Genomic DNA, 24,557 nt, shown 5'->3' on the forward strand with positions numbered 1-24,557 from the left:
TTCGGTCAGTTAATCGATCCTGGAGGCCGGCTCCATGACCGCACTGCACAGCTACGTCGGCGGCCGGTGGCAGGCGCCGACGGGCGAGGGCATCCCGCTGCACGACGCGGCGACCGGCGAGGAGATCGCCCGCGTCTCCACGGCGGGGATCGACATGGCCGCCGCCCTGGAGTACGGCCGCCGCGTCGGCGGTCCGGCGCTGCGCGAGCTCACCTTCCACCAGCGCGCCGCCCTGCTGAAGGCGCTGGCCTCGCACATGCGCGAGCACCGCGAGGAGCTGTACGCGCTGTCGGCCCGGACCGGCGCCACGCTGAACGACTCGCGCTTCGACGTCGACGGCGGCATCGGCGTGCTGTTCGCGTACGCGAGCCGGGGCCGCCGCGAGCTGCCGAACGACACCGTCTACGTCGAGGGCCCGGTCGAGCCGCTCGGCAAGGGCGGCACCTTCGTCGGGCAGCACGTCTGCACCCCGCTGCGCGGCGTCGCCGTCCAGATCAACGCCTTCAACTTCCCCGTGTGGGGGCCGCTGGAGAAGCTCGCCCCCGCGTTCCTGGCCGGGATGCCCAGCCTGATCAAGCCGGCGGAGCAGACCGCGTACCTCACCGAGCGGCTGGTCCGGCTGATCGTCGACTCCGGCCTGCTGCCGGAGGGCGCCGTGCAGCTCGTCTGCGGCCCGCCCGGCGACCTGCTCGACCACGTGACCGACCAGGACCTGGTCGCGTTCACCGGCTCGGCCGCCACCGCGCGCAAGCTCCGCGCGCACCCGGCGATCGTCCGCGAGGCGGTGCGGTTCACCGCCGAGGCCGACTCGCTGAACTGCTCGATCCTCGGGCCGGACGCCCGGCCCGGCACGCCCGAGTTCGACCTGTACGTCAAGCAGCTCGTCACCGAGATGACGGTCAAGGCCGGGCAGAAGTGCACCGCGATCCGGCGGGCCCTCGTCCCGGCCGAGCTGATGGACGACGTCGCGGCGGCGGTCCGCGAGCGGCTGGCCAAGGTCACCGTCGGCGACCCGTCGCGCGAGGACGTGCGGATGGGCGCCCTGGCGAGCCTCGACCAGCGGGAGGAGGTCCGCCGGGCGGTCAAGGCCCTGCGCGGCGCCGCGACATTGATCTTCGGCGACCCCGACCACGTCGAGGTGGTCGGCGCCGACGCCGACCGGGGCGCGTTCGTCTCGCCCATGCTGCTGCGCTGCGACGACCCGGACCGCACCGAGCCGCACGAGGTGGAGGCGTTCGGGCCGGTGTCGACGCTCCTGCCGTACGACTCGGCGGAGCGGGCGATCGAGCTGGCCGCGCGCGGCCGGGGCAGCCTCGCCGGGTCGGTGGTCACCGCCGACACCGGCTTCGCCCGGGAGATCGTGCTCGGCCTCGCTCCGTGGCACGGCCGGATCCTCGTCCTCGATCGCGACGACGCGAAGGAGTCCACCGGGCACGGCTCGCCGCTGCCCGGCCTCGTCCACGGCGGGCCCGGCCGCGCGGGCGGCGGCGAGGAGATGGGCGGCCTGCGCGGCGTGCTGCACCACATGCAGCGCACCGCCGTCCAGGCCGACCCGGCGACGCTGAGCGCGGTGACCGGCCGCTGGGTCGCCGGCGCGCCGCGGCGTACGCACGTGTCCGGCACCGGCGAGGGCGTGCACCCGTTCCGCAAGTCCCTGGCGGAGCTGCGGGTCGGCGATGCGGTGACCGCCGGGCCCCGCACGGTCACGCTGGAGGACATCGACCACTTCGCGGAGTTCACCGGCGACACGTTCTACGCGCACACCGACGAGGAGGCGGCGAAGGCGAACCCGCTGTTCGGCGGGATCGTCGCGCACGGCTACCTGGTGGTGTCGCTGGCCGCGGGGCTGTTCGTCTCCCCCGAGCCGGGGCCCGTCCTGGCCAACTACGGCCTGGAGAACCTCCGGTTCCTCACTCCCGTCAAGCCGGGCGACGAGCTGACCGTGACGCTGACCGCCAAGCAGATCACCCCACGGGCGAACGCCGACTACGGCGAGGTGCGCTGGGACGCCGACGTGACCAACCAGACCGGCGAGTCGGTGGCCAAGTACGACGTGCTGACCCTGGTGGCGAAGGAGGCCTCATGACCGTCGTGGCCGAGGAGAGCCTCGAACGGCACTTCGAGCACACGATCGAGCGGGACCAGCGGATCGAGCCGCGCGACTGGATGCCGGACGCCTACCGGGCCACGATGATCCGGCAGATCGCGCAGCACGCGCACTCGGAGATCATCGGCATGCAGCCGGAGGGCGACTGGATCACCCGGGCGCCCTCGCTGCGGCGCAAGGCGATCCTGCTCGCCAAGGTGCAGGACGAGGCGGGCCACGGCCTGTACCTCTACTCCGCCGCCGAGACCCTGGGCGTCGACCGGGCCGACCTGACGACCCGGCTGATCGAGCGGCGGCAGAAGTACTCCTCGATCTTCAACTACCCGACGCTCACGTACGCCGACGTCGGGGTGATCGGCTGGCTCGTCGACGGGGCCGCGATCTGCAACCAGGTGCCGCTGTGCCGCAGCTCGTACGGCCCGTACGCCCGCGCGATGATCCGCATCTGCAAGGAGGAGTCGTTCCACCAGCGGCAGGGCTATGAGCTGCTGATGACGATGATGCGCGGCACCGGCGCCCAGCGGGCCATGGTCCAGGACGCGGTGGACCGCTGGTGGTGGCCGAGCCTGATGATGTTCGGGCCGCCCGACGCGGACTCGCCGAACACCGCGCAGTCGATGGCCTGGAAGATCAAGCGGCACACCAACGACGAACTGCGCCAGCGGTTCGTCGACATGACGGTGCCGCAGGCCGAGGCGCTGGGCGTCACGCTCCCCGACCCCGACCTGAGGTGGAACGCCGAGCGCGGCCACCACGACTTCGGCCCGATCGACTGGGACGAGTTCAAGCGGGTACTGCGCGGCGACGGCCCGTGCAACGCCGAGCGCGTCGCCCGGCGCCGCCGCGCTCACGAGGAGGGCGCGTGGGTCCGCGAGGCCGCCGCCGCCCACGCCGCGAAGCGGAGGGACCGATGAGCGAGCGCGCGTCGTCTGGACTGAGGAGCGCCGGGAGCGAAGCGACCAGAGCGACGAGGGAAGACGACGCGTTGGGCGCTCGCTCACCGCGCTCGCGGAGCGAGCGCAATCCGGCAGGGAGCGATCTGTACGAGGTGTTCGTGCGCGGGAAGCGCGGGCTCAACCACGTCCACGTCGGCTCACTGCACGCGCCGGACGACGAGATGGCCCTGCGCAACGCACGGGACCTGTACACCCGCCGCAACGAGGGCGTGAGCATCTGGGTGGTGAAGGCGTCGCACATCGCGGCGTCCAGCCCCGACGAGAAGGACCCGTTCTTCGCGCCGTCGGCGGACAAGGTCTACCGGCACCCGACCTTCTACGACATCCCCGACGACGTGCCGCACATGTGATCGGAGCGTCATGTCCTTCGACAACGTCTACGAGGCCCTGAGCGGCGACGGCGACGCGCGGTGGGCCTTCGGTACCGGGTTCGCCGACCCCCTCGCCGGCGTCGACACCACCGTCCCGCCGGACGTCGACCCCGCCGACCTGGCCGCCTACTGCCTCATGCTCGGCGACGACGCCCTGGTCATGTCGCACCGGCTGCAGGAGTGGTGCACGAACGCGCCCGACCTGGAGGAGGAGGTCGCGCTCGCCAACATCGGGCTCGACCTGCTCGGCCAGACCCGCATGCTGTACGCCCGCGCGGGCCACGCCGACGGCACCGGCCGCGGCGAGGACGCCTACGCCTACTTCCGCGAGCCGGAGGAGTTCGCGAACGTACGGCTCGCCGAGACGCCGCGCGGCGACTTCGGCGACCTGATCGCCAAGCTGCTGGTGTTCGCGACCTGGCGGCTCGCGCTGCTGCAGCGACTGATCCCCTCCCGCGACCCGGTCCTCGCCGCGATCGCCGCCAAGGGCGTCAAGGAGGTCGCCTACCACCGCGACCACGCCGCCCAGTGGGCCGTGCGCCTCGGCGACGGCACCGACGAGTCGCACCGGCGGATGCAGGCCGGGCTCGACCGGCTCTGGCCGCTGGTCGGCGAGCTGTTCACGCCGCACGAGGTCGAGGAGCGCCTGGCCCGCGCGGGCGTCGCCGCCGACCCGGCCGGCCTGCGCGCCGAGTTCGACGCCGTACTCGACCAGGTGCTCACGGCGGCGACCCTGCGCCGTCCCGAAGCGCCGCTGGAGCCGGGCGGGCGGCGCGGCACGCACACCGAGGCCCTCGCGCCGCTGCTCGCCGAGCTGCAGAGCGTGGCCCGCGCGCTCCCGGAGGCGACGTGGTGACCACGGTGACGGACGCGCGGGCGGTGGCCGAGACGGTCACCGACCCGGAGCTGCCCATGCTCACGCTCGCCGACCTCGGCGTGCTGCGCGACGTGACCGAGGAGGACGGCCGGGTCGTCGTGACCATCACCCCGACCTACTCCGGCTGCCCCGCGATGGACGCCATGCGCGCCGACCTGATCCGCGCGCTGCGCGCGGCGGGCCACGAGCAGGTCGAGGTGCGCACGGTGCTGCACCCGCCGTGGAGCACCGACTGGATCAGCGCGGCGGGCCGCCGCAGGCTCGCCGAGGCCGGCATCGCGCCGCCCGGCGCCGCCCCGCGCCGCGCGGAGGGGCCGATCCCGCTCGCCCTCGGCCCGACCGTGCTCACGGTCCGGTGCCCGCGCTGCGGGTCCGCCGACACCGAGGAGACCTCGGCGTTCGGCGCGACCGCGTGCCGGGCGCTGCGCCGGTGCCGTGCCTGTCTCGAACCGTTCGAGCACGTCAAGGAGATCTAGGTGACCGTCAGCACACCGGCGCCCGCGCGGGCGCGCGGAGGGTTCCACCGGCTGCGGGTCGCGTCGGTGGAGCGGCTGTGCGCCGACGCGGTGGCGGTGACGTTCGACGTCCCGCCGGAGCTCGGTGACGTGTACGTCTTCCGCGCGGGCCAGTCGCTGACGCTGCGCCGTGAGGTCGGCGGCCGGGAGGAGCGGCGGTCGTACTCCATCTGTGCGGCCGAGGGCGCCGCCCCGCGTGTCGGCGTCCGCGAGGTCCCGGACGGGCTGTTCTCCTCCTGGCTCGTACGGCGGGTGCGCCCCGGCGACGAGATCGAGGTCGGCCCGCCGACCGGTGGATTCACGCCCGGCGACGAGACGGCGGGGCACCACGTGTTCGTCGCCGCCGGATCCGGCATCACGCCGATCCTGTCGATCGCCGCCACGGTCCTGCGCGACCCGGCGGCCACCGCGACCCTGCTGTACGCGAACCGGCGCGCGGACACCGTGATGTTCGCCGACGAGCTGGCCGACCTGAAGGACCGCCACCTCGACCGCCTGGAGCTCGTTCACGTCCTGTCCCGCGAGCCGCTGGAGACCGAGCTGTTCACCGGGCGGCTGGACGCGGCCAAGTTCACCGCGCTGCGCGCGCTGCTGCCCCCGCTCGCGGACGTCGCGCACTGGTGGCTGTGCGGCCCGTACGCGATGGTCGAGGACCTGCGGGCCGTGCTCGACCAGGAGGGCGTCCCGGCGGGCCGGGTCCACCGGGAGCTGTTCTTCGTCGACGACGTGCCGCCCGTGCCGGTCCGCCACGAGGACGCCGCGCCCGACGGCGCCACCAGCGAGGTGACGATCCTCCTGGACGGCCGCGCGACGACGGCCGCCGTGCCGCGCGACACCCCGCTGCTGGATGCGATGCAGCGGGTCCGGCCCGACCTGCCGTTCGCCTGCAAGGGCGGTGTCTGCGGCACCTGCCGGGCCAGGGTCACCGACGGCAAGGTCCACATGCGGCGCAACTTCGCCCTGGAGGAGTCGGAGGTCGACGCCGGATTCGTGCTCACCTGCCAGTCGACACCGCTGTCCGACCGCGTCGGCCTCGACTACGACGCCTAGGGCATGTGTCAGAGTCCCGTCCGTAGGACAGCGGGGCTTCGCGACAGGCCCTAGTCTTCGGGCCGGTGGGCGGGGCCGTGGGAGTCGCCGCAGTGCTCCTCCGGCCGCCGGCCGATCGACAGCAGCGGGTCGGGGTTGTGGTCGACCTGCAACGTCGTGTGGGTGATCCCGTACTCGGCCAGGACCGCCTCCAGATCGGCGCGTACGGCGTGGCAGTCCTCCCCCGGGGCGACCAGGACGTGCGCGGAGGCCGCGGTCATCCCCGCCGTGATCTGCCAGATGTGCAGGTCGTGCACCTCGGTGACGTACGGGCGGGCGGCCAGGGCCCTGCCGACCTGCTCCGGGGAGACGCCGGCCGGCGCGGCCTCGAGGAAGATCCGCCCCGACTCGCGCACCAGCCCGAGCCCCGCCTTCACCATCAGGACGACCACGACCAGGGAGGCGATCGCGTCGGCGCGGGCGAACCCGGTCATCAGCATGACCAGCCCGGCGACGGCCGTGGCGATGAAGGCGTACGCGTCGGTGAGGATGTGCCGGAAGGCCCCCTCGACGTTGAGGCTGGTGCGGTCGGCGCGGGAGATCAGCCAGGTGGCGCCGACGTTGACGACGATGCCGACCAGCGCGGTGACGAGCACGAGGCCGCCGGTCACCTGCGGCGGGCTGATCAGCCGCCGGATCGCCTCATAGGTCAGCCAGGCCGACAGCAGCAGCAGGGAGAGCCCGTTGGCCTGGGCGGAGAGGATCTCGGCGCGCTTCAGGCCGTACGTGTAACCGCCCCGCGGCGGCTTGGCGGCCAGCCGCATCGCCACCAGCGCCAGCGCGATGGACGCGGCGTCGGTCAGCATGTGCGCCGCGTCGGAGATCAGCGCCAGTGAGCCCGCCAGCACGCCGACGGCGACCTCACCGGCCATGAACGCGACGATCAGGCCGAGCGCCCCGCTCAGCAGGCGGGCGTCGGCGTCCTCGCCGATGCCGTGGGCGTGGCCCGCGTGGCCGTCGGCGGACCCGGCGTGGTCGTGCTCTTCGCCGTGCGCGTCGTGGGCGCTGTGCTCGCTCATGTCACGTCTCCCTCGGTCTGGCGGCGCTCGGGGTGGGCGGCAGCCGGGGCGTGGCCGATGTGGGTGAGGGCGACGTCCAACAGCATGCGCACGTGCGCGTCGGCGAGCCGGTAGTAGGCCATCCGCCCGGACCTGCGCGCCTGGACGACCCGGTGGGCGCGGAGCAACCGCAGATGGTGGGAGACGGCCGACTCGCTGGCGCCGGCGACCGCCGCCAGGTCGCAGACGCACATCTCGCCCTCCAGCAGGGCGACCAGAACCTTCAATCGGCCGGGGTCGGCGAGCAGCCCGAAGACGTCGGCGACCTCGGCGACGTCGTTCGCGGGCGGCATGGACGCGCACACGGTCGCGACGCGGCCGGGGTCCACGACGCGCACCGCGCAGGACTCGAGACCCACGACCACCTGGTCATCTGAACGATTGCTCATACGTTGCACCCTATGACGGGCGCGGAGCGTCGCCAACCCTCCTACTCCGGCACCCGCTTGACGGCGATCACGGCGACATCGTCCTCCAGCCTCTCCGCCGCGTAGGCGCACAGGTCCGCGTGCAGGCGTTCGACGAGCCGGGCCGGATCGTCCTCCTCCCACGCGAGCAGACGGTCCCGGAGGGGATAGAACACGTGGTCGGCGTCACGGGTCTCGATCACGCCATCGGTGTACAGGAGCAGCAGGTCACCGGGCCGGAACGGGAACGAGTCGACATGGGAGTCCGACTCGGCCAGTTCCCCCAGGCCGAGCGGCGGCGCGGGCCGCGTCGCCCGCAGCTCCCTGACCCGTCCGCGCGTCAGCAGCAGGGGCGGCGGATGCCCGCGGTTCACGATGTGCACCTGCGGCTCTTCGTCGGGGATGTCCAGTACGGCGGCGGTGACGAAGTTCTCGCCCGAATTCGCTCCTTCCTCCTCCAGTGTGGTGAGCTCGACGGTGGCGGCGCCGTCGAGGAAGGCGAGCAGCTCGTGCAGCGCCGACCGCCGGTGGGCGGCCGCGCAGAACGCCCCCATGACCAGCGCGGCGCTGTCGACGGCGGCCAGGCCCTTGCCCCGGACGTCCCCGATGATCAACCGCGTCCCCCGCGTGATCCGCGCCGCGCCGTACAGGTCACCGCCGATCCTGGCCTCCTCCTGGGCGGTCAGGTACAGCGAGGCGATCCGCAACGGGCCGATCCGCTCGGGCAGGGGGCGCATCAGCGCCCGCTGGGCCGTCTCGGCGACCGAGCGCACGATCGCGAGTTGCCGCTGATGCCGCCGGCGTACGGCGGAGAAGAACACGATCAAGGCCGACACCAGGAACAGGGAGATCACGTGCGACTCGTACTCCGGGAGTCCTCGCCAGCGGTCGTGCGCGGCCACGAGCACGTCGGCGCCGATCGCCGCCATCCCGATCAGCGCGACCTCCACCGGCCCGGCGAAGGATGCCGTGAGCGCCGGCCCCACGATCAGCAGCGGGCCCAGGTGGATCCGGGGCCCGGTGGCGATGTCCGCCACCACGATCAGCCCGATCAGCGCCAGCGGCAGCAGAATCAGCGCACGGCCCCGCCACCACACCCGCGGGCCGGCCGTACGGGGGTGTCGGATCCGTCGCACCATCCCTGCGTACCCGCTGCGGGCACGCGCCGACACCGGGACGTCGCTACGCGGGCGTCCGCTTGATCGCGATGATCGCGACGTCATCGTTCAGCATCTCGTCGGTGTACGCGCACAGGTCCGCGTGCAGGCGCTCGACGAGCCGCCCGGGGTCGTGCTCGTCCAGCATGCGCAGGCGCTCCTGGAGCGGGTAGAACGCGCCGTCGGCGGCGCGGGCCTCGATCACGCCGTCGGTGTAGAGGAACAGGACGTCGCCGGGACCGAACGGGAAGGTGTCGACCAGGGCGTCCTCCGGGGCGAGGTCGCCCAGGCCGAGCGGCGGCGCGGGCCGCGTCGCGATCAGCTCCGTGACCTCTCCATGCGCCAGGAGCAGAGGCGGCGGATGCCCGCGGTTCACGACGTGCACGCACGGCTTCTCATCGGGGACGTCCAGCACGGCGGCGGTGACGAACCGCTCCCCCCAGCCCGGCCCGCCGCCGTCCGCCGGGACGGGATCGACGGCGGCGGCGCCGTCCAGGAAGGCGAGCAGGTCGCGGAGCGCCGACCGCTGGTGGGCGGCGGCCCAGAAGGCCCCCACCACCAGGGCGGCGGTGTCGACGGCTGCCAGGCCCTTGCCCCGGACGTCCCCGATGATCAACCGCGTGCCCCGTGCGATGCGCGCCGCGCCGTACAGGTCGCCGCCGATCCGCGCCTCCTGTTCGGCGGTCAGGTACAGCGAGGCGATCCGCAACGGACCGACCCGTGCCGGAAGGGGACGCATCAGCACCCGCTGGGCCGTCTCGGCGACCGAGCGCACGAGCGTCAGCTCCCGCCGGTGCCGCTGCCGCAGGGTGGAGACGAACATCATCACGCCCATGATCATGATCAGCGAGGAGAGCTGCATCTCGTACTCCCCGACACCGCGCCACGTCTCCGAGACGCCGACGATCACGTAGGCCGTGACGGCCACCAGCCCGATGACGGCGACCTCGCCGGGGCCGGCGAAGCAGGCCGTCGTCGCCGTCGCCACGCTGAGCAGCGGGCCGAGATGGACCTGCGGCCCGTTGACGAGGTCGGCCGCGCCGATCACCATCACCAGGGCGAACGGCAGGAGCATCAGCGCGCGGCCCCGCCACCGGGACCGTGCTCGACCCGAACGGTCAGCACTCAACCGTTGCACCATCCCTGCGTACCCGCTGGTCAGCGGTGAACCATCACCGAACCGCTAACGCCGGACGCCTTCGACGACGGGCGCCCCGGTCCCGGCCCGCCGCTCGGGGGTGCGGACGTGCTCCGGCAACAGGCCGTAGATCATGATCCGGGCCATCGCCTGGGACAGCAGCCGCCTGCCCGCCGCGGTCTCGAGGACGGCGGGGAGGCGCGGTTCGGCGTCGCCGAGGGCCCGGTCGATGATCCGGCTCTGGACGACCCGCTGCACGGTCTGGGTGCCGATCGTGGGGACGGCCCGGCGGCGCTGGACCCGGCGCACCAGGCCGGGGTTGAGCGTACGGTCGAACCGCGCCGGGTCGGCCTGCGCGCGGTACAGCGGATCGGCCAGCAGGTTGGCGGCCGCGACGGCGTCCTGTACGGCGAGGTTGATGCCGACACCGCCGATCGGCGACATCGTGTGGGCGGCGTCCCCGATGGCGAGCAGACCCGGCCGGTCCCAGCGCGCGAGCCGGTCCAGGCCGACTTCGAGGAAGGCGACCTTGTCCCAGGCGTCGATCTCCCCCACCCGGTCGGCCAGGAACGGCGCCAGCGCCGCCAGCCGGTCCCGCAGCGCCCGGAGCCCCTGAGCGCGGACCCGCTCGTACGACCCCTTCGGGATCAGGAACGCGATCTGCCAGTAGTCCCCGCGGTCGATCGTCGCCGCCATCTGGCCCCGGCCGATGTAGCCGCCGAGGCCGCTCCGGTCGCCGGGCCGCCGGGAGATCCGCAGCCACAGGACGTCCATCGGCGCGCCGAGCTCCGTGGGGACCATGCCGGCCGCCTTCCGCAGGTCGGACCGGCGGCCGTCCGCCGCCACGGTGAGAACCGCCCGCAGTTCGTGCTCGCCCGAGGGATCGCGGTAGCGGAGTCCGCGCACCGCGCCGCCCTGTTCGATCGGGCCGAGGACCTCGGCGTTCATCAGCAGGCGGAACGCCGGGTACCGCCGCGCGTGCTCGACCAGCAGGGTCAGCAGGTCCCACTGCGGGATCATCGCGATGTGGCGGTACCGCCACCGGGTGAACCGCGTGAGGTCAGCATCGATCAGCGGCCGCGTGTCCGTCCCGATCCGCAACGTCGTCAGCTTCCGGTGCGGGAGACCCTCCAGCTCGCCGACCAGCCCGATCTCGTCGAGCACCCGCAGCGTGGACGGATGGACCGTGTCGCCCCGGAAGTCGCGGAGGAAGTCCCCGTGTTTCTCCAGGACCGTCGTCCGCACCCCGGCGCGCGCCAGGAGCAGGCCGAGCGTGATCCCGGCGGGGCCACCGCCCGCGATGGCACAGGTCGTTGTCTGAGCTTCCGGCATCTCAGGTTCCCCGCCTCGTCGGGACGATGACGTACGGACGCCGTCGTGGCCCATACCCGGACCGGGCACCCGTGAACCCGGACCGTCCGCCACCGGCCGGCGTCCGCGCGTCTGCGGCGTCGTCCGGGCACCGGCCAGGCCATCGGCGCCGAGAGTTCACGTCGTTCTCACGGCGAGAACCCTCGGCGCGATCACGCGAGGTCCTGCCGCCCGCGTCGCGTGCCCGGAGGTGGCCGGTCGCACTGCGAGGAGGTCCGCGTGGGGACCGCCGGCGAGGCGGTCCCGGTGCGGACCCGGCCTAGGCGATGCCGAACACGCGCTCGGCCGTGCGGTGGGCGATCGCCGTCCGCTGCTCGCCGGTCAGCGGCACGTCCCGCAGGAAGGCCACGGCGGCCGCCGGGTCCTCGTACGGGTAGTCGATCGCGAACATGATCCTGTCCGCGCCGACCGCGCGCAGGGCCAGCCCGAGCACGTCCGGATCGTCGATGCCGCTCGTGGTGATCACGAAGTTGCGCCGGAAGTACTCGCTCGGCGTGAGCGACAGGCGTGGCATCGGCGTGGCCGCCCCGGCCGTCCGCGTCGCGAACGCGTGCCGGTTGTCGATCCGCCGCAGCCAGTACGGGATGCCTTCGCCGAGGTGCCCGAGCACGACGGTCAGGCCGGGGTGACGGTCGAGCGTACCGCTGAGGATGAGCCGCATGGCGTGCAGCCCGGCCTCGGCCTGGTAGCCCCAGATCGCTCCGGGCAGCCCGTAGTCCCGGTAGGCGGCGAGCATGCTCGGCGCCCGTGGGTGCAGGTAGATCGGCGCTCGGCTCGCCTCGGCCGCCTCCAGGAGCGGCGCGAACCCCGGCTCGTCCAGGTAGCGCCCGCCCGTATGCGAGTTGATCATGATGCCGTTGAGTCCGAGCGGGCCCATGGCCCGCTCGATCTCGGCGGCTGCGGCGACCGGATCCTGCGGCGCCACGGTGGCCAGCCCGCCGAACCGCGCCGGATGCCGCCGTACGATCGCGGCCAGCGCGTCGTTGAAGTCCCGGGCCAGTGGCACGGCGTCGGCCGCCGGGTAGGGCTGGACCCCGGGCGGGTTGAGGCTGAGCACCGCCATGTCCTGCCCCAGCGCGTCCATCTCCCGCAGCCGGGCATCGAGATCGACGAGCCGGGCGCGGAACTCGGGTGGGTCCTCGATCGTGCGCATCAGGTCGATCTCGGTCTCGTCGCCCGGCACGACGTCCAGTCCGTGCGCGACGCGCAGGAACGCCTCGGTGGCCAGGTGCTCCTCGACCGCGATGACCCTCATGCCCGCCGTCCGCCGTCGACCGACAGCGCGATCCCGGTGACGAAGGACGCGGCGTCGGTGCAGAGCCAGACCGCCGCCGCGGCGGCCTCCTCCGGGGTGGCCAGCCGGCCGAGCGGGGTGATCGCCGCCTGCCGCCCGATCATGTCGGTGCCGGCCGCCACCTCCTCGAACCCGGGGGTGAGGGTCGGGCCGGGACAGACGGCGTTGACCCGGATGCCGTCCGGCGCGTAGTCGACCGCGGCGACCTTGGTCAGCCCGACGACGCCGTGCTTGGCCGCCACGTAGGCGGGGGCGGTCGGGATCGCGTACAGGCCGCCGTTGGAGGCGACGTTGACGATCGCGCCGCCGCCGCGCCGCCGCAGGGCGGGCAGCTCGTACCTCATGCACAGGAACGTCCCGGCCAAGTTGACGTGGACGACGCGCTCGAACTCCTCCAGGGTCATCTCATCGAGCCGCCGGTGGTGGGAGGCCAGGCCGGCGTTGTTCACGGCGAAGTCCAGGCCGCCGTACGCCGCGACCGTGCGCTCGACGGCCGCCTGGACGGAACGTTCGTCGGCGATGTCGACGGCGACGGCAAGCGCCTCCCCGCCGTCCCTCCTGATCATCTCGGTGGTCTCGGCCGCCGTGCTCTCGTCGATGTCGAGCACGGCGACCGCGGCACCGTTCCGGGCGAACTCCAGCGCCGCCGCGCGGCCGATCCCACTGCCGGCGCCGGTGACCAGCCCCGCCCTTCCGGACATCGCGCTCATGGGCCCTCCTTCGCCGGGGGAGTGATCAGAGGCGCTGTGTCGTTGATTCGCTCGCTCCGCTCGCTCATGCCAGCGGCTCGTGGTTCGCCCAGGCGACCTTGTACGGGTGCCGCGACTGCCAGCGGTCGATGACCTCATGCAGGCCGGGCGCGGTGAATCCCTTCGCCAGCGCGTCCAGGTCGGCCACGGTCACCTGCACGATCGCGGTCGCGATCAGCGCCGGAATCGACTCCTCGCCCGGGATCGGGAGGTGACGCCGCGTCACGACCGACTGAGCGAAACCGGCGTCAAGCATGACCCGTTCGATATCCGCGAGGTACTGATCGAGCTCGGTGTCAGGGAGGGGCTGATCGAAGGAAACGAGCATCGTATGCTGAATCATGCTGTTGATTCTCGATGGCGTACGCCACCGATGTCCAAGACCGCTTCGATCTTCGGCGATAACCTGAAGGCATGATTGAACGGGAGACCCGCGAGCTCGAGTACTTGCTCTGATCCCGCCGTCCGTCGCCGCTGCGCTGCGGCACAGGTGAGGGTGTCGACCCGGCCGTCTCATCGGCTCGACCTCATCCGTCGCCGGGGAGACCGGACAGACCGCCGGGATGTGACGGGAGTACGCGCAAGATCTTCCAACCGCCGGGTGCCCCAGACCGCCGGAGGCGGCCGCCGCCATCCGATGCCGACTGCCGGGCCCCGGCGCGGTGGCCTGCGGCAGAACCCCGGCACCTTCTCCGCTGGAGGCCGCCCCGGCGCGCGGATCACTCAGCTCGGAGTGTGAAGGCCGTCGAGGATGACGGTGATGGCCCGCTGCGCCTGCTGAGGCCCGGCGGGCACATCCAGGACGCACCCCGTCGGGGTCGCGGCCTGGGCCAGGAACGGGATGTCCTCCCAGCTCACGTCGTCGCGCAGAACCCGGGCCCGGTGAGCACGTTCAGTGACGCGGTGCAGAAGGTCCAGGAGACGACGGCGCTGTGCGGCGACGCGGGGGCCGCCCTGTTCGTCGAGGGACCCTGACAGACCGGCGTTCTCACGGGCGCGCAGCGCGAGACTGGTGAAGACGCCGGTGAAGCCCTCCCACGGGTCGGGGCACTCGAGGGCGCGTTCCGCTTCGTCGATCAACTCGTCGAGGATGTCGAGCAGTACGGCCGCCATGAGCTGATCCCGTTGAGGGAACCGTCGATAGACCGTGCCGACGCCCACGCCGGCCAGCCGTGCGATCTCGTGGTAGCTGACGCCGAGTCCGTGGACGGCGACAGCGCGCCGGGCCCCGGCCAGGACCAGTCCGGCGTTGCGTTGCGCGTCGGCACGCGGCGCTTTCACCGGTGTCTCACCGGCGGCTCCCTCGGATGGCATGCCGTCACCATACCCAGAAGTGGACAGCAGTCGTCCACTTCCGTACGCTGCCGTTAAGTGGACAGGATCTGTCCATTTAGCGAAAGGGTGTCGCCATGTCCTCACGTGTGTGGCTGGTCACGGGCGCGGCGGGTGGCCTCGGCCGCGCGGTCACCGAACGGGTCCTCGGCGCCGGGGAACGGCTGATCGCGGTGACGCGCAGCCCGGAGCGCCTGGCCCTGCCGGCCGAAGGCCACCCCGGCCGGCTGCTCGCGGTCCGCGCCGACATCACCGATCCCGCCCAGGTGCGGCAGGCGGTCGAAGACACCGTCGGCGCCTTCGGCAGGCTCGACGTGGTCGTCAACAACGCCGGCTACGCCCTCCCCGGCCCGCTGGAGGAACTCGACGAGAAGGACCTGCGTGCCCAGTTCGACGTCAACGTCTTCGGCCCTGTCAACGTCCTGCGCGCGACCCTGCCCTACCTACGGGCCGCCCGCCGGGGGCACGTCCTGCAGATCAGCTCCATCGCCGGGCAGAGCGCAGCGGCCGGAATGAGCGCCTACACCGGCAGCAAGCACGCTCTGGAAGGCATCTCCGTCTCCCTGGCCGCCGAACTGGCCCCCCTCGGTGTCCATCTCACCATCGTCGAACCCGGCGCGGCCCGGACCGACTTCCGCCGACGGTGGACCGACCGCGCTGCAGGGCGGACCACCATCGCCGACTACGCCCCGGTCCGTCAGGCGCTCTCGGCGATCGGCGCCGACGCGGAAAGCCGGCGGGGCGACCCCGCCCGCATCGCCGACGCCCTGTACGCCGTGGCCGGAATGGACCGGCCGCCGCTACGTCTGCCATTGGGCAGCGACGCCCTGGCCGCCATCCGGCGCGCCCGCACCGCACAACTGGAAGATCTGGACAGGCACGAGGCACTGAGCCTGTCCTCCGACCACCGTTTTGGAGACTGACGTGCCGGAGAACACGAACACCGCGGTCGTCACCGGGGGCAGTGACGGCCTCGGCTACGCCATCGCCGGCGCCTTGGCGGCCCAGGGCGCCGACCTGATTCTGGTCGCACGCGACCCCGGCAGACTGGAGGCGGCTCGCAAGTCCCTGCTGCAGCACGGCACCAGCGTGCACACCCTGGCCACCGACCTGTCCGATCCCGGCGCCGTCACACCGGTCGCCCAGCAGATCCTGGCCCTGACCGACCGGGTGGACACCCTCGTGAACAACGCCGGAACGGCACACTTCGGATCCTTGCGCGACACCTCCACCGAGGAGTTCGACGCCATGTGGCAGCTGAACGTCAAGGTGCCCTTCCTGCTCAGCCGGGCTCTCCTGGACGCGCTGATCCTCGCTCGGGGCAGCATCATCAACATCAGCAGTTACTGGGCGCACAAGATGGCGGCCGGCCGCTCCTCGGCGGCCTATTCCGCCACTCGCGGCGCGATCAACTCCATGACACGGGCCCTGGCCAACGAACTCGGCCCGTCCGGTGTCCGTGTCAACGCCATCGCCCCCGGCGCCGTACACACCCCCACTTACGAACACGCCTACCTGGGGCGGATGAGCCCTCAGCAACGCGAGACGCATGACCAGCAGGTCTCAATCGCCTATCCCCTGGGGCGGATCGGCCGGCCCCAGGACATCGCGGAGGCCGCGGCCTACCTCGCCTCCTCCCGGGCACAGTGGACCACCGGCATCATCCTCGCCGTCGACGGTGGACTGACCGTTCGCTGATTCCGCGTTCGCGACGAGGGCCGGGCCGGTCAGCCGCCGCCGGGTGAAGGCGGCGAGGACCGGCCGGGCGGTGCGTCAGCGGGGGAAGTCGGTGCGAGCCCAGTCTGAGCCGTCGCGGCTGTCCGCGCCCGCGAGGGGGCCCAGAACTGCGAGGGCGATGAGCAGCGCGAGCACGATCCACATGGTGAAACTCTCCTCGGTCATCAGTCTTCTTCTCTGTTGCTCCTTACATTTTCCGCCTCTCAACCATGAAGGTCCAGCGAGCTTTACTGCATGGAATCTGTAAGCTCTCCTGAATGATCGACCTCGTCCGGTTGCGGGTGCTTCGCGAACTTCAACTGCGCGGTACGGTCGGCGCGGTCGCCGACGCGCTCGGCTACAGCCCCTCGGCGGTCTCCCAGCAGCTGGCCCAGCTGCAGAAGGACGTCGGAGTGCGGCTCACCGAACGGGTGGGGCGCCGCCTGCGGCTGACCGAGGCCGGCGAGACCCTGGCCCGCGCCGCCGACGGCCTGCTCGCCCAGGCCCGGCAGGCGGAGGAGGCCGCGCGGGCCGCGTCCGGGATGGTGGCCGGGACCGTGCGGATCGTCGCCTTCCAGACCGCGCTGCTCAATCTGGTGGCGCCCGCGCTGGACGCCCTGTCGACGCGCTACCCGGACCTCGTCGTCGAGGTCCTCGACGACGAGTTCGAGCGCGCCCTGCAGGCCCTCGTACTGCAGGAGGTCGACCTGGTGATCAGCAACCAGTACGACGCCGTCCGGCGCCCGCGCACCGCCGGGCTGACCGACGAGCTGCTGCTGACCGAGCCGACCCGGCTGATCCTGCCCGCCGGGCACCGCCTGGCCGCCACGAAGGCGCCGGTACGGGTGGCCGACCTGGCGGGCGAGGTGTGGGCGTCCGGGCATCCGGGGACCGCGCACGCGGAGCTGACCGAGCGGCTCTGCGTGGAGCACGGCGGTTTCCGGCCCGAGATCCGGTACCGCTCCAACGACCTGCTGGTCATCCTCGCCCTCGCCGCCCACGGCCAGGCGATCGTGCTGCTCCCCGAACTGGTCCGGTTCACCGACCAGTCCGGCATCGCGATCCGCGACCTGGCCGACGCCGACGTACGGCGCCGCGTGCTCGTCTGGACGCGGCGCGGCGGCGACGTACGGCCGTCGGTGCGCGCCGTCCTCGACGCCCTGCGCTCCGCCGCCGACGGGCTGACCTCCGTACGCCCGGGCGTCACGCGCGGAGAGTGATCCGCCCGCGAGGCCGCACCTGACGGATCGCCGTCCGATCCCAGAACCCGAGGGCGGTGCCCTCATGGCCCCGGCGCCCGGGGGCGTACGGCCTGGTCGGAGGGCTCGTCCTGCCACTCGCCCCAGGAGAGCGGTGTAGCTGGCGTCACCCCGGAGACGGAAGCCCGCGCCATGGGCGTCGCGCTCGCCCGTCGGTTCAATCAAGTCCATGAAGCCTTCACGGACGAGAAGATCACTCGCACTCGCCGGGGCCCTCCTGGCCGCCTCCGTCATCGGCGGCGCCACGACGGCCTCGGCCGCTCCCCCGGCCACGGGAACGCTGCCGCCGCTGGACCCGGCGGCGCTGCGCGCGGCCATCGCCGGGCTGCCGAACGCGACGGTGACGGGTGCGATGGTGAAGATCACCGGGCCCGCCGGCCACTGGAGCGGCACCTCCGGCGTCGGGAACGTACGGACCGGGACGCCCGTTCCGGCGGACGGCCGGTTCCGGGCCGGCAGCATCTCCAAGGTGTTCACCGCGGCGGTCGTCCTGCAGCTCGCCGCCGAGCACAAGGTGGACCTCGACCGGTCCGTCCAGTCCTACCTGCCGGGCCTCCTGCCCGCGTCCTACCCCGAGGTCACCGTACGGCAGATCCTCGACCACACCAGCGGGCTGCCGCACGGCGGCAGCCTCGGCGAGCCGGAGGGCGACCCGAACCAGTGGTTCGTGGACCACCGCTTCGACAGCTGGACGCCCCAGGAGATCGTCGCCGACACGATGAAGTACCCGATGGACTTCCCGCCCGGCACCCGCCAGCGCTACAACGGGATCAACTACTTCGTCGCCGGACTGCTCATCGAGAAGGTGACCGGGCGGTCTTACGCCGACGAGGTGCAGCGGCGGATCCTCCGGCCACTGCACCTCAACGCCACGTACGTCCTGGACCGACGCGACCCGCGCCTTCCGGGCCCCCACTCCCACGGCTACGTCGCGGTGACCGCGAACGGCACGACCGTGCTGCACGACGTGTCCGAGCAGAGCCCCTACCCGTGGGCCGAAGGCGGAATGATCTCCAGCGCGGACGATCTCACCCGTTTCATCCGCGCCGTCTTCCAGGGCCGCGTGGTGCCCCGGTCCGTGCTCGGCGCGATGTTCACCGTGCCGAACGTGGAGTACGCCGACAAGAACAACTGCAGCATCGGGCCGGACGCCGGCCGCGCCTGTTACAGCGCGGGCCTGATGCGGACGACGCTGCCGAACGGCCTGACCGGCTGGGGCAAGACGGGCTCCCGCCCCGGCTACACCAGCGGGATGTTCGCCACCCGCGACCTCCGCCGCGTCCTCGTCTACTCGCTCAACCCCACGGGCAACAAGGACGGCTCGGAGCAGCCCTACGTCATGAAGATCGCCGCTGCCGCCTTCGACCCGTCACTCGCCGCTCCCACCTCGGGCTGACCCTCAGCGGGGGCGGCGGGGGGCGGCGTCGCGTTCGCGGCGGACGGTGGGCTTGCGACCCTTGATCGTGGTCCTGCGGAGGGCCTTGATGACGTCGTCCGCCGCCCCCTCGGGGATCTCGACGAGGGAGAACCGGTCGGCGATCTCGATGGTGCCGATGTCGCGCCCGGCCAGCCGGGACTCGCCGGCGATCGCGCCGACCAGGTCCTGCGGCCGGATGCCGGCGCTGCGGCCCGCTCCGACGAACAGCCGGGTCATGCCCTGCGCGGGACCACGCCCTCGCCGGTCACGGCGGCCGCCGTCCCTTCGTTCGCGCCCGTCGCGCCCGTCCCGGCCGGGTTTGTAGGCGACCTCCGGGATCTCCTCCTCGTCGACCGTCGCCCCACTGGAGTCGTACGCGAGCTTCACCGCGGCCAGCGCCACCTCCATGACGTCGAACTCCTCGGCGAGCGGCTCGACGATGGCGAGGAAGTGCTCCAGGTCGTCCTCGAGGAGGCTCTCGCGCAGCGCCGCGCGGGTCAGGTCGAAGCGACGGGCCCGCAGGTCGGCGACGGTGGGGACCTTCTGCACGGTGATCCGCTGCTTCGTCTGGCGTTCGATCGCCTTGAGCATCCGGTGCTCGCGCGGCTCGGCGAGGGTGATCGCGACGCCCTCGCGGCCCGCGCGGCCGACCCGGCCGATGCGGTGCACGTACGACTCGGGCGCGGAGGGGACGTTGTAGTTCACGACGTGGGTGAGCTGCTCGATGTCGAGTCCGCGCGCGGCCACGTCGGTGGCGATGAGCAGTTCGGCGGTGCCGTTGCGCAGCCGGCTCATGACCCGGTCCCGCTGCTCCTGGCTCATCCCGCCGTGCAGCGCCTCGGCGCGGTAGCCGGAGCCGTTCAGGCTCTCGGTGAGCTGGTCGACCTCCTCGCGCGTACGGCAGAAGACGATCGCGGCGGCGGGCGACTCGACGTCGAGGAGCCGGCCGAGGGCCGCCGGCTTGTGCGCGCGGGCCACGACGTACGCGTCCTGGCGCACCTTCGGCGCCTCGCCGGGCGCCGGCGCCTCCCGGCCCATCTGGATCCGGACCGGCTCGCGCAGGTAACGCCCGGTGATGCCCTCGATGCGCGGCGGCAGCGTCGCCGAGAACAGCACGGTCTGACGGTCCTCCGGGGTCTCCTGGAGGATCGCCTCGATGTCCTCGGCGAAGCCCATGTCGAGCATCTCGTCGGCCTCGTCGAGCACGACGGCGCGGACGGTCTCCAGCTTGAGGGTGCCGCGGCCGATGTGGTCGAGGGCCCGGCCCGGCGTGGCCACCACGACGTCGACCCCGCGCTCGATCGACTTGATCTGCCATCCGATCGGCTGGCCGCCGTAGATCGGCAGCGCGCGCACGCCCATGCCCCGCCCGTACCGGTGGAACGCCTGGGAGACCTGGACGGCCAGCTCACGGGTCGGCACGAGGACGAGGGCCACCGGTCCGGCACCCCGGCCGTCCTCGGGCATCCGCTGCAGGATCGGCAGCGCGAACGCCGCGGTCTTGCCGGTCCCCGTCGCGGCCTGGCCGACGAGGTCGCTGCCCTCCACCAGCGGCGGGATCGCCTCGCGCTGGATGGGGGTGGGCTCCTCGTAACCCAGCCCGGACAGCGCGTTCAGCAGCTCCGGCCGCAACGGCAGGTCCGCGAAGGTCACGGCGCCGCCGTCGTCGCTCACACCGTCACCGGCCGTACCACCGTCGGTCACACCGTCACCGGCCGTACCACCGTCGGTCACACCGTCACCGGCCGTACCACCGTCGGTCACACCGTCACCGGCCGTACCGCGGTTGGTCACATCGTCACCGGCGGTACCACCGTCGGTCACGCCATCGCCCGTCGTGTCGCGGTCGGTCACGCCGTCGGACTCGTTGGGGGTCATCATCGACTGGTCCTTCCCAAAGCTCACCTCTACGCCTACACCGTCCCGGTCGGCGCCGTTCGACCGCACCCCGGGTTGGAGCGTTCCTGTAAGGACCGGGCCGACGGGACGGGCGCGCGGGCGGGCACGGCCGGGCGGGGGTGAACGCTCGAGGTGGGCGGGTGCCGGGGCGCGCCGGTCAGGGCTTTCGCCCCACGCCCGCGACCGACCAGATCATCTCGGGGTCGACGGCGGGTACGCCGGAGTCCGGACGCCAGGCCGGCACCTTGACGATACCGGGCTCGACGAGGTCGAGCCCCGCGAAGCAGGGTTCGACCTCGGCCAGCGAGCGGACGTTGCGCCGCCGGCTGCCCCTGACGATCTGCTCGTCCTGGTAGAGCTCGGCGAGCTTCTCGGTGACCTGGGGCCGGGGGTCGGAGATGGCGTGGCTGATCGCCAGGTAACTGCCGGAGGCGATCCCCTGGCGGAAGCGCTCGACGATGCGGACCGCGACGTCGTCCTCCGGGATGATGCTGAGCACGCCGACGAGCAGGATCCCGACCGGCTGCCGCAGGTCGATCAGCTCCGTCAGCCGCGGATGGGCGAGCAGCGCGTCGGGGTCGTGCATGTCGGCGCGGATGACCGCGGTGCGGGGGGAGCCGGCGAGCAGCGCCTGGGCGTGGTTGACGACGAGCGCGTCCTGGTCGGCGTACACGACCCGCGTCTCGGGGGCCGTGGCGTGCGCGACCTCGTGCACGCTGCCCCGGGTCGGCAGCCCGCAGCCGACGTCGACGAACTGCCGGATCCCGGCGGCCACCATGAAGCGCACCGCGCGGTCGAGGAAGTTACGGGACTCCCGCGCCATGATCGGAAGCTCGGGCGCCAGGGCGAGGGCGCGTTCGGCGGCCGCCCGGTCGGCGGCGAAGTTGTCCTTCCCGCCGAGGATGTAGTCGATCATCCGGGCCTCGTTGGGCATGGTCGGGTCGAAGCCGGACGACCTCGAACCAGACTCCACCTTCGCCCCCTCACGGACCACCACAGGTCGAATGATCCCAGAAACCGACGCCTACCGCAGAACTACGTGACAACGCCTCAAAGCGGAGCATCCGGAAGATCTTCCGGCCGTACGATCGTCAGATCGTCCTTCGTCGGCGCGCGGAGCTCCGCGACCCGCTGCGCCTGGTGCTCGGTCATCCGCTGGAACACCTGCCGGGCCGCGCGGCCGTTCCCGAAGCGCGCCCCGCGCGGGTAGCGCTCGAAGAACTCCAGCAGCCGGGCCAGGGTGTCCTCGGGCAGGTGGTAGTCGTGCTGCCGGGCCTGGTACTGCACGATGCGGACGAGCTCCTCGGACGAGTAGTCCTCGAAGGTGAGCGTACGGGTGAACCGCGACGCGAGACCGGGGTTGGAGTCGATGAACCGCTCCATGTCGCCGGGATAGCCCGCCGCGATGACCACCACCTCGTCGCGGTGGTCCTCCATCAGCTTGACCAGCGTGGCGATGGCCTCCTGCCCGAAGTCGTTGCTCTGCCCGTACGGCGCGAGGGCGTACGCCTCGTCGACGAACAGCACGCCGCCCAGCGCCCGCTTGAAGACCGCCTGCGTCTTCGGCGCGGTGTGGCCGACGTACTCCCCGACCAGGTCGCCGCGGTCGGTCTCGACCAGGTGCCCGCTGGACAGCAGCCCGAGGGCGGCCAGGATGCGCCCGTACAGCCGGGCGACGGTCGTCTTGCCGGTGCCGGGGTTGCCGGCGAAGACCAGGTGCCGCGACAGCGGCGGCGGCGACAGCCCGACCTCCTCGCGGCGCTTGACCATCTGCATCAGCTTGGCCAGCGAGGCGACCTCCTGCTTCACGCGGCTCAGGCCGACCAGCCGGTCGAGCTCGGCGAGCAGGTCCGCCAGGTCCTCCCTGCCGTCGCCCTCCGTGAGGGCGCCGCGGGCGGTGGCGTGCGCCGCGCCGGGGCGCGGGACGGCGCGCTGGCTGCGCTCGGCGGACGGGATCGCGCTCGTGGCGACGTTGCCGGTCCGGCAGTCCTGGAACACCGGCTCGGCGCCGTCCGCGACGGTGAGGTCCTCGCGGGTGTCGTGCACGAGGCAGCGGCGCACGGTGGGCGTGGCGTGCGCGCCGACGTACAGGGCGGGAAAGCCCGTCTCGGAGATGTCGCAGTCCTCGAGCACCCCGGCGGCGCCCTCGTTGAGGTACACGCCGTTCTTCCCGGACCGGGCGATCGTCACCGACCGGACGCGCGGCCGGGCGCCCGTCCAGATCACCAGCGCGCTGCCCTCGGTGTCGCAGATCTCGGCGTCCTCGATCCACGCCTCGCTGCCCTCGTCGAGGAAGACCCCCGCCGACCCGGTCCCCGAGACCTTGCCGCCGCGGATCAGCACGCCGGTGTCGGGCCCGACCTCGATCCCGGTACGGGCCACGTCGGAGAACTCGCAGTCGTCCAGGAGGGGCCGGTGCCGGGTCGTGATCTGGGCGCCCATCTCCACGTCGCTGACGCGGCACTCCCGCAGCACCGCGTCGGCGCCCTCGATCGACACCCCGGCGAGCCGCGCGCGTTCGATCCGGGTCCGCTCGGCGAACAGGTCGGCGCGCTCGTCGACCCGTACGCCGTGCTCGGGGGTCTCGCGGACGTGGCAGTCCTGCAGCGTGGCGCGCGCGCCGCCGCCGAGGTGGACGGCCGTGAACGCCGTCCTCGCGATCTCGCACTCCCGCAGGGACACCACCGCGTCGCCCTTGCAGTGCACCCCGTTGGCCCCGGACCGGGCGAACACCGACCGGCGTGCGCGCACGGCGCCCGCCCCGGTGACGACCAGCGCCGTCCCGGTGACGTCGACGGCGCGCACGTCCTCCAGGTCCAGCCGGCAGGACCCCGTCGCGACGATCGCCGCCGCGTCCGTCTCGCGGACCTGGCAGTCCTTCAGCCGGGCGGCGGCCTCCCCGCGTACGAGGACGCCCTCCGCCTTGGTGCGGACGATCTCGCAGCCCTCGAGCCGTACCCGGCGATCCTCCAGCCCGGCCGAGGCGCCCTCGGCCTCGTCGCGGTGGGCCGCGGCCGGCGCCGGCTCCGCCGCCCCCGCGGAGTCCTCCAGGCGAACGCCCTGCGCTCCGGAGTCGTGCAGCCCGCATCCGCGCAGGGAGGCGTACGCGGCGCCGCCGATGACCAGCGCGGCGTTCCCCGACCGGCGGATCTTGCAGTCGGTGAAGATCCCGTGGGCGGCGCCGCCGAGCTGCAGGCCGGGGCCGCGCGTCCGGTCGACCACGGTGCGGACGCACTCGACCTGGGCGGTGCCGTCGAGCCGTACGCCCGCGCCCGCCACGGACCGCACGGTGCAGTCGGCGATGATCCCCTTGCTCGTGCCCGTCACGCGCACGCCCTGGCCGGCGTCGCGAAGGTCGCAGCCGCGCAGCGTGAAGGTCGCGTCGGTGAAGGTGATGCCGCCCCCGTTGATCTCACAGCGTTCGAGGACCGGCGCGCCGTCACGGCCGAGCACGGCCACGTCCGCGGAGCCCGCCGCCTCCAGCGTCAGGTCGCGCACGGTCGCCGAGCAGTCGTGCAGGCTGAGCGCGGGCCCGTGCGGTGAGACGACGCGTACCGTGCCCGCCCCTTTCGCGGCCACGATCGTGACGTTCCGGTCGATGATCAGCGCCTCGTTGTAGACGCCGGGCTGGACGGAGACCACCGCGCCGTCGGCCGCGGCACGCACGGCGGCGCCGATCGTACGGTGCCCGCCCCAGGCTCCGGGCGCGACGCGCTGCCAACCCGCCTTGACACGGAACTCCTCACGATCCGTGTTCCCTGGCATACCCACGCGATCAAGCTTGCCAGGCTCACCTGCCACATGCGAGTGTCGCCGTCCCGCGTCCGGCACCGGGACGGCGTGGC

At 72.8% G+C, this 24,557-nt stretch carries 24 protein-coding genes; 11 read left to right on the plus strand and 13 right to left on the minus strand.

Features of this window, described 5'->3' with window-relative positions:
- The first annotated feature begins 34 nt into the window (after positions 1-34).
- The 6 genes from paaZ (at position 35) to paaE (ending at position 5,876) form a co-directional block, all read left to right on the plus strand.
- Complete coding sequence (gene paaZ / locus NDW01_RS30335) at positions 35-2,086, plus strand: phenylacetic acid degradation bifunctional protein PaaZ (protein ID WP_252827752.1); 2,052 nt, start codon at positions 35-37, stop codon at positions 2,084-2,086.
- Positions 2,083-3,021 (plus strand): 1,2-phenylacetyl-CoA epoxidase subunit PaaA, encoded by a 939-nt coding sequence (gene paaA, locus NDW01_RS30340; protein ID WP_252827753.1) that lies wholly within the window; start codon positions 2,083-2,085, stop codon positions 3,019-3,021. Before paaZ ends, paaA begins: the two co-directional genes overlap by 4 nt.
- A 71-nt stretch (positions 3,022-3,092) precedes the next feature.
- On the plus strand, positions 3,093-3,413 hold the full coding sequence (gene paaB, locus NDW01_RS30345) for a 1,2-phenylacetyl-CoA epoxidase subunit PaaB (RefSeq protein ID WP_252827754.1): 321 nt from the start codon (positions 3,093-3,095) through the stop codon (positions 3,411-3,413).
- A 10-nt stretch (positions 3,414-3,423) separates the two neighbouring features.
- Complete coding sequence (paaC, locus tag NDW01_RS30350; protein ID WP_252827755.1) at positions 3,424-4,290, plus strand: 1,2-phenylacetyl-CoA epoxidase subunit PaaC; 867 nt, start codon at positions 3,424-3,426, stop codon at positions 4,288-4,290.
- A complete protein-coding gene (paaD, locus tag NDW01_RS30355) occupies positions 4,284-4,787 on the plus strand; it encodes a 1,2-phenylacetyl-CoA epoxidase subunit PaaD (protein WP_308211822.1) in 504 nt (167 codons plus the stop codon). The genes paaC and paaD overlap by 7 nt, the downstream gene beginning before the upstream one ends.
- Positions 4,788-5,876: a 1,2-phenylacetyl-CoA epoxidase subunit PaaE gene (gene paaE / locus NDW01_RS30360; protein ID WP_252827756.1), complete on the plus strand. Its 1,089-nt coding sequence runs from the start codon at positions 4,788-4,790 to the stop codon at positions 5,874-5,876.
- Positions 5,877-5,926: 50 nt separating this feature from the next.
- Here the strand turns inward: paaE and NDW01_RS30365 are convergent, their stop codons facing one another.
- The 8 genes from NDW01_RS30365 to NDW01_RS30400 form a co-directional block, all read right to left on the minus strand.
- Complete coding sequence (locus NDW01_RS30365; RefSeq protein ID WP_252827757.1) at positions 5,927-6,934, minus strand: cation diffusion facilitator family transporter; 1,008 nt, start codon at positions 6,932-6,934, stop codon at positions 5,927-5,929.
- Entirely contained in the window at positions 6,931-7,362 is a 432-nt protein-coding gene (locus NDW01_RS30370; protein WP_252779158.1) for an ArsR/SmtB family transcription factor, read from the minus strand. The genes NDW01_RS30365 and NDW01_RS30370 overlap by 4 nt, the downstream gene beginning before the upstream one ends.
- A 41-nt stretch (positions 7,363-7,403) precedes the next feature.
- Complete coding sequence (locus NDW01_RS44030; RefSeq protein WP_252827758.1) at positions 7,404-8,516, minus strand: PP2C family protein-serine/threonine phosphatase; 1,113 nt, start codon at positions 8,514-8,516, stop codon at positions 7,404-7,406.
- Positions 8,517-8,562: 46 nt separating this feature from the next.
- Complete coding sequence (locus NDW01_RS30380) at positions 8,563-9,666, minus strand: PP2C family protein-serine/threonine phosphatase (RefSeq protein WP_252827759.1); 1,104 nt, start codon at positions 9,664-9,666, stop codon at positions 8,563-8,565.
- Between the two features lie 54 nt (positions 9,667-9,720).
- Positions 9,721-11,007 (minus strand): FAD-dependent oxidoreductase, encoded by a 1,287-nt coding sequence (locus tag NDW01_RS30385; protein ID WP_252827760.1) that lies wholly within the window; start codon positions 11,005-11,007, stop codon positions 9,721-9,723.
- A gap of 298 nt (positions 11,008-11,305) precedes the next feature.
- Positions 11,306-12,301 (minus strand): amidohydrolase family protein, encoded by a 996-nt coding sequence (locus NDW01_RS30390; RefSeq protein WP_252827761.1) that lies wholly within the window; start codon positions 12,299-12,301, stop codon positions 11,306-11,308.
- Positions 12,298-13,050, minus strand: coding sequence for an SDR family NAD(P)-dependent oxidoreductase (locus tag NDW01_RS30395; RefSeq protein WP_252827762.1), 753 nt, complete (start codon positions 13,048-13,050; stop codon positions 12,298-12,300). The genes NDW01_RS30390 and NDW01_RS30395 overlap by 4 nt, the downstream gene beginning before the upstream one ends.
- Before the next feature lie 64 nt (positions 13,051-13,114).
- A complete protein-coding gene (locus NDW01_RS30400) occupies positions 13,115-13,315 on the minus strand; it encodes a hypothetical protein (RefSeq protein WP_252827763.1) in 201 nt (66 codons plus the stop codon).
- Here NDW01_RS30400 and NDW01_RS30405 point away from each other — a divergent pair.
- Complete coding sequence (locus tag NDW01_RS30405; protein ID WP_252827764.1) at positions 13,301-13,507, plus strand: hypothetical protein; 207 nt, start codon at positions 13,301-13,303, stop codon at positions 13,505-13,507. The two genes, NDW01_RS30400 and NDW01_RS30405, sit on opposite strands and share 15 nt — an antisense overlap.
- A 305-nt stretch (positions 13,508-13,812) precedes the next feature.
- Here the strand turns inward: NDW01_RS30405 and NDW01_RS30410 are convergent, their stop codons facing one another.
- Positions 13,813-14,403: a TetR/AcrR family transcriptional regulator gene (locus NDW01_RS30410; RefSeq protein WP_252827765.1), complete on the minus strand. Its 591-nt coding sequence runs from the start codon at positions 14,401-14,403 to the stop codon at positions 13,813-13,815.
- Between the two features lie 95 nt (positions 14,404-14,498).
- On the opposite strand from NDW01_RS30410, the gene NDW01_RS30415 reads away from it, so the two are divergent.
- On the plus strand, positions 14,499-15,344 hold the full coding sequence (locus NDW01_RS30415) for an SDR family NAD(P)-dependent oxidoreductase (RefSeq protein ID WP_252827766.1): 846 nt from the start codon (positions 14,499-14,501) through the stop codon (positions 15,342-15,344).
- 1 nt (position 15,345) lies between these two features.
- The gene (locus NDW01_RS30420) at positions 15,346-16,119 is read left to right on the plus strand and encodes an SDR family NAD(P)-dependent oxidoreductase (RefSeq protein ID WP_252827767.1); all 774 of its coding nucleotides are present in this window, start codon (positions 15,346-15,348) and stop codon (positions 16,117-16,119) included.
- Positions 16,120-16,194: 75 nt separating this feature from the next.
- Here NDW01_RS30420 and NDW01_RS43200 read toward each other — a convergent pair whose 3' ends face one another.
- The gene (locus tag NDW01_RS43200; RefSeq protein ID WP_256513450.1) at positions 16,195-16,323 is read right to left on the minus strand and encodes a hypothetical protein; all 129 of its coding nucleotides are present in this window, start codon (positions 16,321-16,323) and stop codon (positions 16,195-16,197) included.
- A gap of 92 nt (positions 16,324-16,415) precedes the next feature.
- Here NDW01_RS43200 and NDW01_RS30425 point away from each other — a divergent pair, with 92 nt between their 5' ends.
- Together NDW01_RS30425 and NDW01_RS30430 are read left to right on the plus strand one after the other, a co-directional pair.
- Entirely contained in the window at positions 16,416-17,357 is a 942-nt protein-coding gene (locus NDW01_RS30425) for a LysR family transcriptional regulator (RefSeq protein WP_252827768.1), read from the plus strand.
- A 208-nt stretch (positions 17,358-17,565) separates the two neighbouring features.
- Complete coding sequence (locus tag NDW01_RS30430; protein ID WP_252827769.1) at positions 17,566-18,792, plus strand: serine hydrolase domain-containing protein; 1,227 nt, start codon at positions 17,566-17,568, stop codon at positions 18,790-18,792.
- Between the two features lie 3 nt (positions 18,793-18,795).
- Here NDW01_RS30430 and NDW01_RS30435 read toward each other — a convergent pair whose 3' ends face one another.
- From NDW01_RS30435 to NDW01_RS30445, 3 genes are all read right to left on the minus strand, one after another.
- Positions 18,796-20,694, minus strand: coding sequence for a DEAD/DEAH box helicase (locus NDW01_RS30435; RefSeq protein WP_252827770.1), 1,899 nt, complete (start codon positions 20,692-20,694; stop codon positions 18,796-18,798).
- A gap of 175 nt (positions 20,695-20,869) precedes the next feature.
- On the minus strand, positions 20,870-21,685 hold the full coding sequence (locus NDW01_RS30440; RefSeq protein WP_252827771.1) for an SAM-dependent methyltransferase: 816 nt from the start codon (positions 21,683-21,685) through the stop codon (positions 20,870-20,872).
- A 77-nt stretch (positions 21,686-21,762) separates the two neighbouring features.
- Positions 21,763-24,477, minus strand: a complete 2,715-nt coding sequence (locus NDW01_RS30445; RefSeq protein ID WP_252827877.1) for a right-handed parallel beta-helix repeat-containing protein — start codon at positions 24,475-24,477, stop codon at positions 21,763-21,765.
- Positions 24,478-24,557: the final 80 nt, after the last annotated feature.

The organism is Actinoallomurus soli (genome assembly GCF_024055715.1).
In the GTDB taxonomy this organism is placed as follows: domain Bacteria; phylum Actinomycetota; class Actinomycetes; order Streptosporangiales; family Streptosporangiaceae; genus Actinoallomurus; species Actinoallomurus soli.